Genomic DNA, 16,433 nt, shown 5'->3' with positions numbered 1-16,433 from the left:
GGGAAGGTCATGATGCGGTCAAAAGCCAGTGATCCTGAAACATAGATGGACATAGTTTCCTCTTGATGACGTGACGGATGAAGGTTGGTCAGGCCGTGGGCGGCAGACTGTTTTCTGTAATCCAGCGCAAAAAAGGCTGATGGCCGTCTGCAATGGGCATGGCGACCACGCAGGGAACTTCATAACTGTGCAGGGCGCGCGCTTTTGCCATAAAATCGGGCAATGCGGCTTCGCTCACCTGGGCCACCAGCAGGCATTCCCCGGCTTCGTGCACCTCGCCCTTCCAGCGGTAAACCGACTGCGCGCCGGGCACCATGTTGACCCCGGCGGCCAGCCGCAGGCGCACCAGCTCGCGCGCGAGCGTCAGCGCTTCCTCCTGGGTGGGCGTGGTCATATAGACCAGAAAAACCTTGCTGTTTTCCTCGTGTTCCATGAAGGCATGCTACACGTAGCCGGGGAAAAAACAAACCCTGCATCCTGGGCGCAATGCTGTAGCCAAACGGAGGCGGCACTGGCTCCATTGCAGGGAATTGTGCCGCGCTCATAGTCAGCGCCCTTGCTTGCGGGCATGCGCTCCCTGTGGCATAAAGAGACATGAGCGTAAAATCATCCCCACAGGCAACGGCCCGGAACGTTCTTGCCGCCCTGCAAAAACGCTATCCGCACCCGCGCACCCATCTGGACGCCCAAAATGCATGGGAACTGCTGGTAGCCACAGTGCTGGCGGCGCAGTGCACAGATGCCAGGGTGAATACCGTTACACCGGAGCTGTTCCGCCGCTGGCCCACCCCTGCCGCCCTGGCAGAGGCTCCGCTGGAAGAACTGGAAAGCGTCATCCGGCCCACAGGATTTTTTCACAGCAAGGCTAAAAACCTGCTGGGGGCAGCGCTGCGTGTGCGTGATGTTTTTGACGGGCAGATCCCCAAAAGCATTGAAGACCTCGTCACCATCCCCGGAGTTGCCCGCAAAACAGCCAATGTGGTGCTGTTTGGCGCGTTCGGCATCAACGAGGGGCTCGCGGTTGATACGCATGTAAAACGCATTGCCTACCGCCTGGGGCTGACGGACGAAACCGATCCCATACCCATTGAGCGCGACCTCATGAAACTTTTTCCGCGCGAGGAATGGGGCGACGTGAACCACCGCATGGTCTGGTTTGGGCGCGAAGTGTGCGATGCGCGCAAACCCCTGTGCGACACGTGCGAAATGCTGAGCTTCTGCCCCCGGCGCGAACCGCCCAAGGCAGCCAAGCCCGCCAGGGGCCGCAAATAGGTTTTTGAACAAAGGCCTTAAGGGAATACATATCCTGCCGATACATCTCAACAGCGGTTCCCGTAAACGGAGCACACGATATCGGTGGAAAGCCACGCCTTCCGCAGCACAGGATGGAAAGCCATGTCGCAAAACAGCTTGCTGAACGTTAGCAATAACGAACTCGAAATTATTGAATTTATCATTGATGAAAAGCAGCCGGACGGCAAGGTTTACAGCGGGCATTACGGCATCAACGTTGCCAAGGTGCTTGAAATCATCCGGCTGCCCAATATCACCAGTGTGCCCAGCAAGTGCGACCCTTCAGTGCTTGGCACGTTCAATCTGCGCGGCAGGGTGCTGCCCATATTGAACCTTGCCGCATGGCTGGGCAAAGAAATGGCCACGGAAGAAAACACCAAGGTCATTGTTACCGAGTTCAGCGGCGTGCAGGCGGCGTTTATGGTCTCCTCCGTCACCAGCATCCACCGCATGACCTGGGATCGTATTGAACCGCCGAACCAGTACGTGCAGGCCTACTCGCGCGAAAGCATCACGGGTGTTCTGCGCATTCAGGATCGCGTGCTTTTTATTCTGGACATGGAAAAAATCCTCGCCAGCCTCGACAGCACGCTGGACATGTCGCAGGTTGAGGTGGACACCAGCCCTGTGGAAGGTGCCGGACAGTTTCACCTGCTGGTGGCTGACGATTCAAGCTCGCTGCGCAACGTCATGCAGTCGTCGCTGGAAAAATCCGGTTTTCAGGTCACGGCTGTGGGCAGCGGGCGCGCCGCGTGGGATTTTTTGATGCACACCCGTGAGGAAGCCCAGGCCAAGGGCAAGGAACTTACGGATGTGGTGCATCTGGTTATTTCCGACATTGAAATGCCGGAAATGGACGGGCACATGCTCACGGCAAAAATCCGGGAAACCCCCGGCCTCAGCACACTGCCCATCATCCTGTTCTCTTCGCTCATCACCGACGCGCTGTATGAAAAGGGCGTCAAGGTGGGTGCAGACAGGCAGGTTTCCAAGCCTGACCTCCCCGGCCTGAACAAAATCATACGCGAAGTTATTTCCGAAAAGTTGAACAAATAGAACGCCGGAGCAGCCTTGCTCCAATCAGCTCCCGGTCAGATTTTCCAGCGCCGCAGAAACATATCCTGCGGCGCTTTTTATATAAATGATGTCTATGCCCTGTGCACCGAGGCAAAACTGCGTTCAATGCCCTTGCCATAGTGGGCGCTCGCATAACCAAACAGCACGACCACGCCCTCGCGGCTTTTGCAGCGTATGCCATGCCGTTTGCGAAAACGTGCAGCGCTGCCGCCCCACTGCAACAAAGGGTGGATGGAACCTATCATGCAGGTGCCAAGGCCCAAAGCCTCGCCAGCCAGCATGGCAAGGGAAGCGGCAACCAGCGGATCAGCTGGGTCTGCCCAGGGCGAACCGTAAAAATACATTGCCAGAGGCGCATCATAGGTCACGATATTTTTTCCCGCATCCATTGAAGACGTGAACGCCGCCAGCGCAGGCCGCACAAAATTGCGGAACAGCCCGTCGTTGACCTTGCCCCAGAATGGGCGCATGAGCGCAAGAAACCAGGGGGCAGTGAGCCAGCCCAGGGTTTTGAGGTGTGCGCAAAAATCACTGGCGAATACGCAGTTTTTCTCCCGGCTGTCCAGCACAAGCACGTTGACGTCTGAGGGCGGTATGCCCATGGGCGCGGTACGGGCCGCATCAAGGATGCGTTCAACCAGCTCCGGCTCCACCTCGGCGGGCATAAATTCGCGCGCACTTCTGCGCCGCCGCAGCAGGGCGTAGTACGCATCAAAACTCGCGGAGCTGCTCTTGGACGGCAGGGGAAACATATCTTCCGGGCACAGTGCCCGGCCCCGCACGGTTATGGCCCCGGCTGGGCACACAGCCATGCAATGGCCGCAGCCCACGCAGCCAAAAAGAGGCTGGGGAGCACGAACGGCCTTGCCGCCTTCAAGCCGCAGGCCAAAATCCTTGCACACGGCAACGCACTGGCCGCAGCCTGTGCAGACTGCGGTTTCTATGCGGACCGTGGCTGCGCATTGCGTGCGCGATGTGGGAATAGCCATACTGTCCCCTTGCAGCATCGATAGTAGATGCGTCACAGTAGTACGCAGAGCAGAACGCTTCAAGCAGACCATACCCGGAGCCTTTCAGTGCGGGCATAACGTAGCAGCCATTCCAGGCTGACCGCTCCGATCATTCCGCACTCTTGCCCACCGGCGTCACCAGCGTGACGAAATACTTGGCAACCTTTTTGCAAATTGATCAGCATGGATGTTTATAACTACGACCCGGCCAGCGTGCTCAGCCTGCTGCTCACCATGATGCGCGTGAGCATCGTCATGTTCATGCTGCCCATTTTTTCCACCAACAACATCCCTACGCAGGTCAAGGCGGCCATAACCATTGTCTTTTGCCTGGGCGTATGGCCGCACCTCACGCTCCCTGCCACCGCACTGCCTGCGCATCCCTTTGACGTGGCGCTCATGATGCTGGGAGAGATGGTGCTGGGCCTGGTGCTTGGCATGGCCGTCAATTTTCTGTTTATGGGCATTCAGGCGGGCGGTGAGCTGCTGGGCTTTCAGATGGGCTTTACCATGATCAACTTTGCCGATCCGCTCACAGGCAACCAGACGGGCGTCACGGCATTTTTTCTGTGGATGGTGTCCCTGCTCGTTTTTCTGAGCCTTGACGGGCATCTGTATATGATCAAGGGATTTGCGGCATCATTTGACCTGGTGCCGCCGGGGGGGCTGTTTCTCGGGCCAGTGGTGCTGCGTCAGGTCCTGTATCTGGCCTCGCAGATGTTTGTGCTGGCCTTGCAGATCGCAGCCCCGGTCATGGTGGCCCTGTTCATGGTCGAAGTGTCGCTGGGCCTCATGGCCCGCACCTCGCCGCAGATACCCATCATGGAATTTGGTTTCCCCATCAAGGTGATGGTGGGCTTTTTCTTTCTGGGGCTGCTTATGGTCATCATGTCTGACCGCATAGCATCCTTTGTGCAGGGCTTGGACGGCCTGTTCATCAACCTGCTGCGGTCCATGAGCCCCTTGTACCAACATTAAATCCATGTTTGTTCGTCTTCAATAATTGAAAAAAATACGTTAAATCACCATTGAAGCGTACCAATCGCGCAAACGAACTGCATAAACAGTACATATACATACACAGAGTCGATTATGCGTCCCATCTTTCAAGCATATATGGGCACAAAGATTCGTCATCGGGTTGATTTATTCAATGAGGCCATGCAGAATAAGAAGTAACACACCACAGGCGCGCACACTCACCAAAACTGCGCCGAATTGAAGGAGTCGTTTTGTGCATAACACAGAAGTAAAACCTAAAATTCTTATTCTGGCGGACAAACCGGGCTGGGCGTATGATCTGAGTGCGCAGTCGCTGAAGAAACACCTTGGTGACGAGTTTGATATTACCGTAGCCTATGTGTGTGACCAGCCGGATCTCTCCACCTTTCCGTATGATATTGTTCATGTTTGCTGGTGGGGAGAAACCTACCACATTCCTTTTACCCGTCCGCATCAGGTTGTAAAAGAAATTTCCAGCCACCGCTGGCAGGAAGATGGACCATACGGGCCGAAATCTCCCAAAGAATTTTGCAAAGAATACCTTGCCGATGCCGGAGTGGTTGTGGCGACATCAAAAAAGCTGCAACAGCTTATCAATCCTGTGCGCCCCTGCTTTTTGACGCCCAACGGCTTTGACGAAAGAATATGTGAATCGGGTGAACACTCCGGGCCTCTCACAATCGGATGGGCAGGAAATGCCGCCGACCAGTGCAAAGGACTGCAGGATATTATCCTTCCTGCCGCGCAAGGGCTGTTTGAGCTTCAAATAGCACCGGGGAATCTTTCTTTTGAAGAAATGTGCTGCTTTTATGCAAAACTCGATATACTTTGCGTCGCATCGACGTATGAGGGGGAACCCCTCACTCTGCTTGAGTCTATGGCCGCAGGCTGCTTTCCCATCTGCACGGATGTCGGGATAGCACCAGAACTGATACGCAATGGGGAAAACGGGCTTATTGTTCCCAGAACCGCTGAAGCATTCAGAAACGCCTTTCACTGGTGCGCGGAACATAAGGACAAAGTGCGGGCGGCAGGCAGAAAAAATAGCATGGATACCCAGAAAGGGCGAAGCTGGGCGCAGATGAAAGGAGCCTGGCGCAGGGCATGGAAAACCGCGCTGGAAGCAAGTCGGGAACACGAAAAAACTTTGGGGGCTGAAGCGAATTCTACCTGCAGCTTGGCTGGTCAACACGACAATATTTCAAAAAAAACTGTAATTGAACAGCTTAAAACATCTTATTCTCGCCACTACGGAAAAATGAACACCACTCAGGAGGCGGCATATAACTCTGCTTTCTTTTATTACTCGGCTGAACTTGCGTTTTTGCCTTCTTGTTTAAAAAAACACAACGCTCTTGATATCGGTGTCGGTCATGGATATCTGCTCCGCTATCTTAAAGAACAAGGATTTAACGATTTGATGGGGATAGATATTGATACAGAGTTGGCAAATCATTCTGCCAACTATTTAAAAACGTATAACATACCAGTTTTTAATTACGATGCATTTGATTTTTTACCTTCACGCGTTGAACATTTTGGCCTTATAACGGCTTTTGATGTGATTGAACACTTTCCACTGGAAGAAGGCTTAAAATTTTTAACAAATATCTACAACTCTCTTGTTCCCGGGGGGATTGTAGTTCTGCGAACTCCAAACATGGCGAATCTCTTTGGGGGGTATTCCCGCTATATGGATCTCACTCATCAAATGGGATTTACAGACCACAGCCTTGTAGAATTCATATATCAAGCGGGCTTCTCATCTTCCAGTCTATATCTTCCGAAATGGCCCGCAGGACATCCTCTTACAAAGAATTTTGATGAAAGCAAAAAAATTCATGAATATTTATTTTCATTGGCTGACAGAACAGCAACACAGTGTTTTGATAAAAATATAGTAGCTTACGGGATCAAGTAATTTTATTCAAAATCTGTCACACAAACAATATCATGAAAAAAGTTACCGTTATCGGATCCTGTAGGATACACGAACCAATGAAATCCATGTCTAAGACAGGAAAAATTTCTCTAAACAATATTGGAACTACAGGTTATGTACATAGCCTTGGCGAGGTCATACAACTCCTTAGCTATCTCCGCGGTGACGAAACAATCCCCAATGACATTATTCCTTTTATCCCCCCTGAGATTGTTACAGACATTTTTCGATTTTCTCCCACACTGCATGAGGAAACGGATTTTTTCATCATTGAAATTTGCAGCATAAAAGAATTCACAATCAAACATTCCTTTGTTCAAATGAATATTCTTTTTCAGGAACTGAAAAAAATAGGACATGAAAATTCTTATTTCAAATTCTGTTCCAATATGAACAAAAATCAGGGCGTTTGGGTTCCATTTCGTCCCCAAGCCTTTGATTTGAGCGAATCAATCAGTTCACTCAAAGGGATCTCACTCACAGAAGCACAGGTGTGTCGCAAGGTTGAAAATCTGCAAAAAAAATTGGCGAAACCATTTGCAATTGTGACTCATATTGAAATGCCAGGACACCACGATGACCCCACAGTCGGTTTGTACAGGCGAAGTGATGGCATCCGGTACCTGCGCAATGCCGGCAAAAAACTTGGAATTCCTGTCATAGAACCAGGGGAACTTGTAGCTGCTGAAAAAAACATACTGCAGCAAGGCTCATCAAACCACTACAATCCAGAGTATCACAGGCTTGTTGGTGAATGGATATTGTTAAAGATCAGGTCGCATTTCATATAGCGGGGGCGACAAATGTACCAGCCAGGCATCATAATCACGATAGACACTGAAAAAGACATGTGCTCATCCTCCGGGCAATGGGTAACGCCCAAAGAGCAGACCTTCAACAATATTACCTGCGGACTGCCTGCGACGCTCATCCCTCTTTTCTCCCAGCTAGGCGTCAAAACAACATGGATGGTCAGTGCCGAAGTCATGCGGTCTCGCGAAAGCGTTGCAACCCTGCGAAGCATCCCCCTTGCCGAATTCGGTGCTCATCTGCACGGGGAGCAGATTGCCCCCAGCCATGAATACGATTTTTCTTCAACAGGCAATGGCAGCATCATGCAATGCCTGTACCCGATAGACGTCGAAGCGCAAAAATTAAAAAAACTTACCGAGCTATTCCTCGAATCTTTTGATACTGCTCCTGTTTCTTTCAGAGCGGGACGCTACGCAGTCAGCAACTACACGGCAAAATTTTTGAAAACTCTGGGGTACCGCGTCGATTCCTCTGTAGTTCCCCACACGCGTCACGCATACCCAGCGCCGCATTGCGGCACAGTTGACTTTACCAACTTGCCGGAAATTCCTTACCCTGTGGGCAAAGCTGGAAACATATGGGAGCCTGGACAATCATCTTTCTGGGAAATTCCGATTACATCCATGCCGTGGAAAACGGGAATGAACACGCAGATGGATCCCGTCTGGTTCAGGCCGGGAATCACCACCACTGCAGACCTGAAAAAAATAGTTGATCATGTTGCAGCGCAGAACAGACAGGGATTTTGCCGCCCCCTGGTCATGATGTTCCACAGCATGGAAGTCATGCCGGCAATGAGTCCGTATGTACAAAATCAAGCGGATGTGGACCGGTTTATGGCTTCGTTGAAGGAGACTGTCACATACGCCCTGGAACAGGGCTTTGTCACACGGACATTGCAAGAAGAGCATGCCGTGCTGAACAAGAAAACCGACACCATCGGTCTTCCATTCAGCCAGGAGCATGTAGATGAAGTCATTGACAGTTGCGACGCTCAGCCTTGGTTCAAATGGCGTTATTCAACCCTGGGCGATCACGGTCAATATATTGGCTGGATATATAAAAACATTCCTGAAGATGCCTACATGCTTTCCACTGGTTGTGGAGTCGGATTTACTCCGATTATTCTGGAAAAATCAGGATATACCAACATCTATGCGGCAGATATTGATGAAAAATCAATCGCTGCCGCAAGAATGCTTGCCACAAAGCAATCAAAAATTCACTTCATGGTTGATGACAGCCTTCATCCTTCAGAAGATTTACAGGTACAGTTCGATCTTGTTGAAGCAATTGGATTTTTGATGCTGATTGAGGGCCTAAGCTACACTGACTTCTTCAATTGTTACAATGCAAAAATGAAAAAGGATGGAGTTCTGATCATCGATGTCATTGACAAGGCGTACAACAATATTCCCGGAAACGACATCAATTCTGCAGACAGATCAAAGCCAACCACTCAGCAACGACCATCTGAATACAAAACTCGCCTGAGCACCGAGGAAGTCAGACAGCTCGCACGGCAATCAGGATTTCTGGTGATAAACATGATTGACCTGCAAATTCCGGGGCTTCCCCGCAAAATTTATTTTCTGAAAAAAACGCATGAAGTCGCCCCCAAGTGAGGCATTGGGGCGCATATTCCGGAAGGGCAAAAAACGTTAGGTGTCAAGCAAGGTCGGGCAGGATTACTTACTTGTAGCATGAAAATGGATATACCGCTGAAACAATGCTTCCCAAAGTTCATAGACGCGAGCGCCATTGAACTTTGCGGAATTATCTAGAGCCTTCGCGCCCATAAGCTGCCGCAGTTTTGCATTTTTCATCAGAGGCATGAGGGATAGTGCAAGGGATGCTTCAGTAGTTTCAGGCGCGAGAAAACCATTTTCTCCATCAACTATCAGCTCATTGACTCCGGTGCAGGCAGCAAAGCCGACGGCTGGCAACCCATGTGTTTGGGCCTCGCCCAAAACATTTGGAAAGCCCTCCGACAGTGAAGGAATACAGAAGATGTGGGAGGCGGCGTATTCTGCGCCGATTTGCTGCACATTGCCCCGAAAAAGAACCACATCCCGTATGCCCAGCTTCGATGCCATATCTTTGTAGATATCCATATCCGCCCCATCGCCGCACAAGCAAAGTTTCCAGTCGGGAAACCTCGGGGCAAGCAACGCAAAAGCGCACAAAAGCGCTGAAAAATTCTTCAGGCTTTCACACATCTTGCCCACTGCCAGGATGATCTTTGGATTTGCGCCTTCATCGCCAGGTGAGGCAATAACCGAGGCGGGCCGAATGCTGTTGGGGATAATGGCAATTTTCTCCTGCAGCTCCGGCGGGTATTCCTTGCGGTAACTTTCCATCTGCAACACGATGCCGGAGGCTTCCCTTACGCATTGGGCATGATCCCTGGCATTCCAGAACCTGTTTATAACCAGATCAGGAGCGCTTCTTTCCGCATAAATAAATGGAATCCCGGCATATTTTGCGAACATTTCTGCAAGAAGACCGCTATAGTCCCACACGAAACCGCATAACACATCCATCTGGAGTTTTTTAAGAAGGCCAACAGCTTCTGGAAAAAGTCTGCTCTCCTGCCCCAAGGGCAGACGCTCATACCGTATGCCTAGTTGAGGCTTGTAAAAAGGCTTTTGCTCACTCAGGTCAAATTTGCAAGTATACAAGAGTGTAACCTGATGTCCATGGCCGTTTAAGCCCAGCGCCAGCTCGTGAGTTGCTCGTTCTGCGCCGCCCGGTGTCGGTGAAAGTAGCATGGGCGTAAAAAGACCTATATGCATTCAGCACCCCTTTTACAAAATTCATGCATGGCGGGCAAAAACTGCGTGTGCCGCACCACTCAGCGCAAGACGCAGACCACTAGGCATTTCAGATAGAGATGTCCGGCGGGGAGTGCTCCATCCAGTACCTTCCGTCACAACGCAAAATCCGGCACGCGCCACAAAACAGCTCAGTCCCGGCATAAAACAGCAACGCATGCAATTCATCTCGCCCAAGAGACTTTATTCCCTCATTCCCTTCCTTCAAGCAAGAGCACGCAAAAGAGAAAAATCCCCATAATATCATGCGCCTTACAATATTTTTGTTAATGTCTTCGGCTTCAGGCAAATATCTTTTGCCTGGACCAGCTTGAACAATTCCTTGTCATACTCCCCGGATTAGGGGCCCTTGTTTCACTTCCACAATCTCTGCCTGCTCCGGCATTACAAAGCCGTGCCCGCCGTGGGCCATAAGCACTATGTCGTTGGGCAGAAGCACATGGCTTTCAAAATACATCATGGTAGTGGGACCCTACAAATCAAGGCGCGCCTTGCCCGACCGGATGATGAACAATTCCTGCTCCCATTCAAGGGCGTGCGGTAAGGCGTTGTGATCGCATGGCAGGATGACGTAGCCTAGGCCAGTTCATGCCCCCATTCTGCTGGACGAGGGTATCCGGCTAAAAAACCGGATACCCTCACCGCAAAATCAACCAAGACGCTCGTGGCAAAACTGCCCGTTGCGCAAAGTTTTGACTATAAAACGCCTGTTAGCCCATAGCCCGTTGCAGCCGGGCAAGGGTTTCCTGCTTGCCCAAAAAGGCCATGATTTCATTGAGGTGCGAGCCGCCCATAAAGCCCATGAGGGCCGTGCGCAGGGGCGGGGCCACTTCCTTAAATTTCAGTCCGTTATCGGCAACATAGGCGTTGAGCGCGGCCTCAAGGGCTTCTGCGGTAAAAGGCTCGCAAGCGGCAAAAACAGCCGAGAGGGCCTGCAAATGCGCCTTGCCCGCATCGGTAAAATGCTTAGCCGTGTCCTTTTCCACATAGCTGAGTTCTGCGGCAGGCACCACCAGCGGGCGGAAGGCCTCGCCCAGCGCCTTGAGGTTGTTGGCCCGCTCGCGGAACATGACGCACAATGGCTCAAGTTTTTCCTGCGGCAATGCGCCAAGCCCGGCCTCTTCCACAAAGGGGGCAACCAGCGCCGCCAGTTCTGGCAGGGGCAGCGCCCGCATAAAGTGTGCGTTGCACCATTCCAGCTTGGCCGGGTCAAAGGCAGCGGCGGCAGGGTTCAGGTTGGTGCCATCAAAGTATTCAATCAGCTCTTCCTTGGTGAACAGCTCCTGATCGCCGTGCGACCAGCCAAGCCGCACCAGATAGTTCACCAGAGCCTGAGGCAAGAGGCCGTCCTGCTGGTACTCAATAACAGCCCGCGCGCCGTGGCGCTTGGAGAGCTTTTGCCGATCCGGGCCAAGGATCATGGGCACATGCCCAAAGCGCGGCACGGGCAGACCCAGAGCTTCGTAAATAAGAATCTGGCGCGGCGTGTTGGAAACGTGGTCGTCGCCGCGAACAACATGGGTGATGCCCATTTCGTAGTCGTCCACCACCACGGCCATATTGTAGGTGGGCATGCCGTCTGCGCGGCGGATAACCATGTCGTCCAGTTCGGTGACATCCACGGCTATCTTGCCCTTCACCAGATCGTCAAAAACCACCTTGCCCGCCACAGGCGCCTTGAGGCGCACGCAATGGCCCTCGCCGGGGCCGATGTTCCGTTCGCGGCAGCGTCCGTTATAGCGCGGCTTGAGGCCGTTCTGACGGGCTTCTTCGCGCATGGCTTCCACTTCTTCCGGCGTGCAGGAGCACCAGTAGGCGTGACCTGTCTCCAGCAGCTTGTCCACATAGCGGTTGTACACGTCGGCCCGCTGGGTCTGGTAGGTCAGCTCGCCATCCCAGTCCAGCCCAAGCCAGCGCATGGAAGCCAGGATGGAATCGGTATACTCCTGCTTGGAGCGCAGCAAGTCAGTGTCTTCAATGCGCAGGTGAAACCGTCCGCCGGAGTGGCGGGCCAGAAGCCAGCAAAAAATGGCGGTACGTGCGCCGCCTATGTGCAGATGCCCTGTCGGGCTGGGTGCAAATCGGGTTACCACTTGAGTCATGTTGCTTTCCTTGAAACTGGCGTTGGGGGGAAGGTCGCGCATGGGCGGCTGAGTGTCAAGGGCCGCTGCGCAAGTGAAGACGGCTTTGCCGCGTCCGGCAAGCCTGCTGCCGCCCGCAGAGCATCAGGCATTTCTACTCTGCCGGATTACGGCTGAAAAGTTTGAGCGTGCGCCGCAGATCGGCAAGGTTAACGGGCTTGGTCAGGTGCGCGTCCATGCCTTCCTGCATGCTGCGTTCCGCATCGCCCCGCATGGCATAGGCCGTCATGGCGATAATGGGCACGGTTTTGGCCCCCGGCAGGCTGCTGGCCCTGATGGCGCGCGTGGCCGAATAGCCGTCCATAACCGGCATCTGCACATCCATGAGCACAATATCAATCTCCGCGCTTCGCTGGTTCCAGATTTCCACGGCCTCCTGCCCGTTGACGGCAGAAATGCAGGTTATGCCCATGTCTTCCAGCAGAACTTCCATGATCTCGCGGTTAATATCGCCGTCCTCGGCCAAAAGTACCCGCAGGCCCTGAAGCGATACGGCTTCCTCCCCGCTGCTTTCTTCTGCCTGTTCCTGCGCGCAGTCTTGGCTGCAAATGGCAAAGGGCAGCTCCACACGGAAAACGCTCCCCTGACCGGGCTCGCTCTGCACAGAAATGCTCCCGCCCATGAGGGATATCAGGCGGCGGCATAAAGAGAGGCCAAGCCCAGTGCCGCCAAACCTGCGGGTGATGGACGTATCCGCCTGCGAAAAAGGCGTAAAAGCGCGGGCCAGTTCATCGGACGACATGCCAATGCCTTCATCGCTCACAATAAAGGCCAGCCGCGCCTTGCCGTCACTTTGCTCCAGCAGCTCCACGGCCAGGCGCACCGTGCCGCGCTCGGAAAATTTCAGTGCGTTGCCGCCCAGATTCAGCAGGATCTGCCGCAAGCGCAGGGCATCACCGGAAAGTACTTCCGGCACGCGAGGGTCCATGCGGCTCTCAAGGTTGAAATCCTTGAGCTTGTGCCCAACCTTGGGCCGCAGCAGAGACATGACCGACTCAAGTTCCTTGCGCGGCTCAAAAGGCAGATTTTCAAGCTCCAGATGGTTGGCCTCAATTTTTGAGAAATCCAGCAGATCGTTGATGATATCCAGCAAGGATTCGCAGGTTGCATGGATTTTTTCCACATAATCCCGCTGCTGGGGATTCAGAGGAGTGTTGAGCACCAGATGCGCCATGCCCATGATGCCGTTCATGGGGGTGCGTATCTCGTGGCTCATGTTGGCCAAAAAAATGCTCTTGGCGGCATTGGCGGCTTCAGCGGCCTCCTTGGCCTCGCGCAGGATGCGCTCGTGCTGGCGCGCCTCCGTCACATCGCTGACATAACCGGCAATGCGCAGCACTCCCGGCCCGCTCACAATCTCATAGGCCAGGGCATACCAGCGCAAGCCCTTGCGCGGGTGGGCAACCCGCAAATCCAGATGCTCCTGCCCGCCAACCGTCCACCCTGCGGGGTTGCACAGTTTGCGCCACTTGGGCTGATCCTCGCTTACAATGCGCGAACCCATGATCTCAAGTCTGTCCGCCGTGTTCGAGGCCGTATTGATGCCAAACTGCTCATAAAAAACATCGTTGCCTGTGATGTCGAGACCGGCATTTTCAAGGCGCGCTATCTCAAACACTCCAAGCCAGCCCAGGCGACAGGCCAGCGAAAGCCGCACAAGTCCCTCGCGCAGGCTCTGATGCGCCTCGTGCAGCTCCGTCATATCCTGATGATAGCCGACAACCCGCACAACATCATCATGATCGGCGCTGATGCGCCGCCCGCCGCAGCGCACAGGCACCAGCCCCCACGTGGGATGGTTGTACTGATAGCGCACCTCGTGCATGGCGGTGTCTGCAATAAATTCGTCATGGATGGCCCAAAGATGGGGGCGGGAGCGGGCATCAACCCTGTCCACCCAGAAGTTGAAGCATTGGGCGGGGGTCATTTCTTCGCTTGCACCAAGCAGGCGCAGGGTCACCGGATTGGCAAGCATGGATATATGGCCGGTGTTTCTGTCGATATCAATGACCCACAGCCCCACATTGGCCGCAGCCAAGGCTTCGCTGTTCCAGTCCTCGTTTCGGGACGCGTCTTTTGCAGCGTTTTTTGCGGCCATAATTCCCCCGTTTTCCATTGTACCATCCATAGCTGTTTTGCTACTCCAAGACAATGCCGGGGAGGGTTGGCGCTGCCCAGAGGCCAACTAATTTGCGCATGGCACAAATCAAAAATTATTTGCATCGCCACGCACTTGTCACACGCGACTCTTGCAGGGCGGCGCACAGGGTGCTAGTGCTTCCAACTGTAAACCAAGTACGCAATACTGATGAAAGGCCCGCGCCTGCGCCTGTGCGCGAACGAGGCGGAGCAGCCTTTCCGGCCCAGACGGCCAAAGGATCAAACAGATGAAAAACGCTACAGTCGTTATCAAATACGGCGGACACGCCATGGACAAGCCCGAACTCAGTTCGGCCTTTGCGGCAGACCTTGCGCAGCTTACCGAACAGGGCATGGGCCTTGTGGTGGTGCACGGCGGCGGCCCGCAGATTTCTGCCCTGCTCAAGCGCCTGAATATTGAAAGCCACTTTGTGGACGGCCTGCGCGTTACCGATGCCGCCACCATGGAAGCTGTTGAAATGGTGCTCTGCGGGCAGGTGAACAAGGCAGTGGTCAACGAATTTACAAGTCAGGGCGTGCGCGCTGCGGGCATTTCAGGCCGCGACGGCGGGCTGTTGCGCGCAAGGGTGAAGAATCCCGCGCTCGGCCTGGTGGGTACAGTGGAAGCTGTGGATCCAGCCCTGCCCCGCTGCCTGCTGGGAGGAGGTTTTGTGCCCGTGGTGGCCCCTGTGGCCTCCGGCCCGGACGGCGAAGCCCTGAACATCAATGCCGACACCGCCGCAGGCGCGCTGGCAGGGGCCATCGGCGCGGAATATTTTGTGCTGATCTCCGATGTGCCCGGCGTGCTGGATGCTGACGGAAGAATTATTTCCAGCCTGAACCGCAAGGAAATCCAGAAGCTGCGCGAGACTGGCGTCATCACCGGAGGTATGATCCCCAAGGTGGAAGCCTGCCTCAACGCTCTGGATGCGGGCTGCCAGCGCGCTCTCATTCTTGACGGGCGTTCGCCTTCAAGCCTGCGCCGCTACCTGCTTGACGATGCCCCGCTTGGGACGGTGGTCGCCAACTAGGTGATGTAACCGCAGGATGTATTGCGGAGAAAAGGCAGGCCGCCAGTTAATAGGCCTCCCTGCTCCTCTCCGGCAAAGTATCAAGAAAGGCCCGAGACCGGATAACGCGACACTGCGCCACCCGGTTTCGGGCCTTTCATACTCCTGAAAATCAGTTTTTTAGCGACCTCGCCGCACCCACCATTCCCGCTCAACCTGCCCATACCACCAGCGGTTGTGATCCGCACGCAGCACAGCCTCTGCCACCTGCTGCGCCGCAGGGCTGCGCAGACGCTTTACCGCGCTTTCCAGCCACTGGGCGGCAAAGGCATTGCCCTTGTCCAGTTCGGCCTTGAGGTTGCAGATAAGATCAAGCTGGTCGGCATCGTGCGCCAGAATGGCCTCACGGCTGGCTTCTTCCGCCAGCTCGTCCCAGAGGGGCAACACGTCATCCTCAAGCCCGGTTCCGTCCACGCAGTCTTCCAGCGCCTTGCGGGCCTGGCACTGCGCATAGCGGTGGTTCACGTAGTTCAAATCGCCCGTGCGCGCCTCATGCAAATCATGGAACAGGCAAAGATACGTCACCCGCGCCGGATCCATGCCGCACATGCGGGCCAACACGTAGCCCATGACGCTCACCCGGTAGGAATGTTCGGCCACGTTCTCCTGCCCGGTGCCCAAAAAAGCGTACCCCGTGCGGGGAGTGTGCCGCAGCATGCCGACTTCGTTAAAAAAATCCGCAAGCCGGTCAAGCCGATCCGCGCTCACGTCCATAGCCGGGAAATCACCGTTGTTGCTCTTGGATTCACTCATGCCTGTTCAATACCGATCCCGGCGGCATGTGGCAAGGTTGGCGGCGCAGCTAGAGGGACGGATAAAAAACGCCGCCGACGGCGCAGAGGCCGCGCCCTTAAGAATCCCTTTGCAGCTTGGGCTGGGGCGACTTTATAAGCATGGAAAGATTGCGAAACGGCCCATTGCGGCTGACCGTGTCAGTTGCTGTAAACGGCCATGCCATCCTTCACTTCAATGGTGACGATTTGCGATGTGGCGGCATTGTTCTGCACATCTGTCATTTCAAACATGAACATAAACTGCCCGTCGCCCATGTCCGTATCTGAAAAAACAACTTTTTTGCCAAGGGTAAAGGTATCCACCTCCACCTCCTGAAA

The 16,433-nt window shown here is 54.2% G+C and carries 15 protein-coding genes; 7 read left to right on the top strand and 8 right to left on the bottom strand.

The window, feature by feature from the left end; all coding sequences use genetic code 11:
- Window positions 1-88 precede the first annotated feature (88 nt).
- Complete coding sequence (gene cutA, locus VEZ52_RS01510; RefSeq protein WP_298995277.1) at window positions 89-433, bottom strand: divalent-cation tolerance protein CutA; 345 nt, start codon at window positions 431-433, stop codon at window positions 89-91.
- A gap of 161 nt (window positions 434-594) precedes the next feature.
- On the opposite strand from cutA, the gene nth reads away from it, so the two are divergent.
- Window positions 595-1,272 (top strand): endonuclease III, encoded by a 678-nt coding sequence (gene nth / locus VEZ52_RS01505; RefSeq protein ID WP_324835231.1) that lies wholly within the window; start codon window positions 595-597, stop codon window positions 1,270-1,272.
- Between the two features lie 123 nt (window positions 1,273-1,395).
- On the top strand, window positions 1,396-2,349 hold the full coding sequence (locus tag VEZ52_RS01500; protein ID WP_324835230.1) for a chemotaxis protein: 954 nt from the start codon (window positions 1,396-1,398) through the stop codon (window positions 2,347-2,349).
- A gap of 92 nt (window positions 2,350-2,441) precedes the next feature.
- Here the strand turns inward: VEZ52_RS01500 and VEZ52_RS01495 are convergent, their stop codons facing one another.
- Window positions 2,442-3,359, bottom strand: a complete 918-nt coding sequence (locus VEZ52_RS01495) for a nitroreductase family protein (RefSeq protein ID WP_324835229.1) — start codon at window positions 3,357-3,359, stop codon at window positions 2,442-2,444.
- A 204-nt stretch (window positions 3,360-3,563) separates the two neighbouring features.
- Between VEZ52_RS01495 and fliR the strand changes: the two genes are divergently transcribed.
- From fliR to VEZ52_RS01475, 4 genes are all read left to right on the top strand, one after another.
- A complete protein-coding gene (fliR, locus tag VEZ52_RS01490; protein ID WP_324835228.1) occupies window positions 3,564-4,358 on the top strand; it encodes a flagellar biosynthetic protein FliR in 795 nt (264 codons plus the stop codon).
- 256 nt (window positions 4,359-4,614) lie between these two features.
- Window positions 4,615-6,303, top strand: a complete 1,689-nt coding sequence (locus VEZ52_RS01485) for a glycosyltransferase (protein ID WP_324835227.1) — start codon at window positions 4,615-4,617, stop codon at window positions 6,301-6,303.
- Window positions 6,304-6,380: 77 nt separating this feature from the next.
- The gene (locus VEZ52_RS01480) at window positions 6,381-7,115 is read left to right on the top strand and encodes a hypothetical protein (protein WP_324835226.1); all 735 of its coding nucleotides are present in this window, start codon (window positions 6,381-6,383) and stop codon (window positions 7,113-7,115) included.
- A gap of 12 nt (window positions 7,116-7,127) precedes the next feature.
- On the top strand, window positions 7,128-8,762 hold the full coding sequence (locus VEZ52_RS01475; RefSeq protein WP_324835225.1) for a methyltransferase domain-containing protein: 1,635 nt from the start codon (window positions 7,128-7,130) through the stop codon (window positions 8,760-8,762).
- 63 nt (window positions 8,763-8,825) lie between these two features.
- Here the strand turns inward: VEZ52_RS01475 and VEZ52_RS01470 are convergent, their stop codons facing one another.
- From VEZ52_RS01470 to VEZ52_RS01455, 4 genes are all read right to left on the bottom strand, one after another.
- Entirely contained in the window at window positions 8,826-9,932 is a 1,107-nt protein-coding gene (locus tag VEZ52_RS01470; RefSeq protein WP_324835224.1) for a glycosyltransferase, read from the bottom strand.
- A gap of 364 nt (window positions 9,933-10,296) precedes the next feature.
- Window positions 10,297-10,431 carry a hypothetical protein gene (locus VEZ52_RS01465; RefSeq protein ID WP_324835223.1) on the bottom strand — a complete coding sequence of 45 codons (135 nt, stop codon included), beginning with the start codon at window positions 10,429-10,431 and terminating at the stop codon, window positions 10,297-10,299.
- Between the two features lie 250 nt (window positions 10,432-10,681).
- Window positions 10,682-12,073 (bottom strand): glutamate--tRNA ligase, encoded by a 1,392-nt coding sequence (gene gltX, locus VEZ52_RS01460; protein ID WP_324835222.1) that lies wholly within the window; start codon window positions 12,071-12,073, stop codon window positions 10,682-10,684.
- Between the two features lie 133 nt (window positions 12,074-12,206).
- Window positions 12,207-14,210, bottom strand: coding sequence for a hybrid sensor histidine kinase/response regulator (locus VEZ52_RS01455; RefSeq protein ID WP_324835221.1), 2,004 nt, complete (start codon window positions 14,208-14,210; stop codon window positions 12,207-12,209).
- A 289-nt stretch (window positions 14,211-14,499) separates the two neighbouring features.
- On the opposite strand from VEZ52_RS01455, the gene argB reads away from it, so the two are divergent.
- The gene (gene argB, locus VEZ52_RS01450) at window positions 14,500-15,282 is read left to right on the top strand and encodes an acetylglutamate kinase (protein WP_192112159.1); all 783 of its coding nucleotides are present in this window, start codon (window positions 14,500-14,502) and stop codon (window positions 15,280-15,282) included.
- Between the two features lie 159 nt (window positions 15,283-15,441).
- On the opposite strand, the gene VEZ52_RS01445 is transcribed toward argB, so the two are convergent.
- Together VEZ52_RS01445 and VEZ52_RS01440 are read right to left on the bottom strand one after the other, a co-directional pair.
- Window positions 15,442-16,074, bottom strand: coding sequence for an HD domain-containing protein (locus VEZ52_RS01445; RefSeq protein WP_324835220.1), 633 nt, complete (start codon window positions 16,072-16,074; stop codon window positions 15,442-15,444).
- Between the two features lie 179 nt (window positions 16,075-16,253).
- The coding region (locus VEZ52_RS01440; RefSeq protein ID WP_324835219.1) for a hypothetical protein at window positions 16,254-16,433 on the bottom strand (180 nt) is incomplete at its 5' end.

The organism is Desulfovibrio sp. (assembly GCF_035644575.1).
In the GTDB taxonomy this organism is placed as follows: Bacteria; Desulfobacterota; Desulfovibrionia; order Desulfovibrionales; family Desulfovibrionaceae; genus Desulfovibrio.
This window is presented reverse-complemented; position numbering and strand designations above follow the sequence as displayed.

What these genes read in the sequence shown, in the direction of transcription:
- VEZ52_RS01480 (WP_324835226.1), top strand. Translation starts at nt 6,381, where the DNA reads ATGAAATCCATGTCTAAGACAGGAAAAATTTCTCTAAACAATATTGGA.
- fliR (WP_324835228.1), top strand. Translation starts at nt 3,564, where the DNA reads ATGGATGTTTATAACTACGACCCGGCCAGCGTGCTCAGCCTGCTGCTC.
- VEZ52_RS01455 (WP_324835221.1), bottom strand. Translation starts at nt 14,210, where the DNA reads ATGGCCGCAAAAAACGCTGCAAAAGACGCGTCCCGAAACGAGGACTGG.
- nth (WP_324835231.1), top strand. Translation starts at nt 595, where the DNA reads ATGAGCGTAAAATCATCCCCACAGGCAACGGCCCGGAACGTTCTTGCC.
- cutA (WP_298995277.1), bottom strand. Translation starts at nt 433, where the DNA reads ATGGAACACGAGGAAAACAGCAAGGTTTTTCTGGTCTATATGACCACG.
- argB (WP_192112159.1), top strand. Translation starts at nt 14,500, where the DNA reads ATGAAAAACGCTACAGTCGTTATCAAATACGGCGGACACGCCATGGAC.
- VEZ52_RS01500 (WP_324835230.1), top strand. Translation starts at nt 1,396, where the DNA reads ATGTCGCAAAACAGCTTGCTGAACGTTAGCAATAACGAACTCGAAATT.
- VEZ52_RS01445 (WP_324835220.1), bottom strand. Translation starts at nt 16,074, where the DNA reads ATGAGTGAATCCAAGAGCAACAACGGTGATTTCCCGGCTATGGACGTG.
- gltX (WP_324835222.1), bottom strand. Translation starts at nt 12,073, where the DNA reads ATGACTCAAGTGGTAACCCGATTTGCACCCAGCCCGACAGGGCATCTG.
- VEZ52_RS01465 (WP_324835223.1), bottom strand. Translation starts at nt 10,431, where the DNA reads ATGATGTATTTTGAAAGCCATGTGCTTCTGCCCAACGACATAGTGCTT.
- VEZ52_RS01470 (WP_324835224.1), bottom strand. Translation starts at nt 9,932, where the DNA reads ATGCATATAGGTCTTTTTACGCCCATGCTACTTTCACCGACACCGGGC.
- VEZ52_RS01475 (WP_324835225.1), top strand. Translation starts at nt 7,128, where the DNA reads ATGTACCAGCCAGGCATCATAATCACGATAGACACTGAAAAAGACATG.
- VEZ52_RS01495 (WP_324835229.1), bottom strand. Translation starts at nt 3,359, where the DNA reads ATGGCTATTCCCACATCGCGCACGCAATGCGCAGCCACGGTCCGCATA.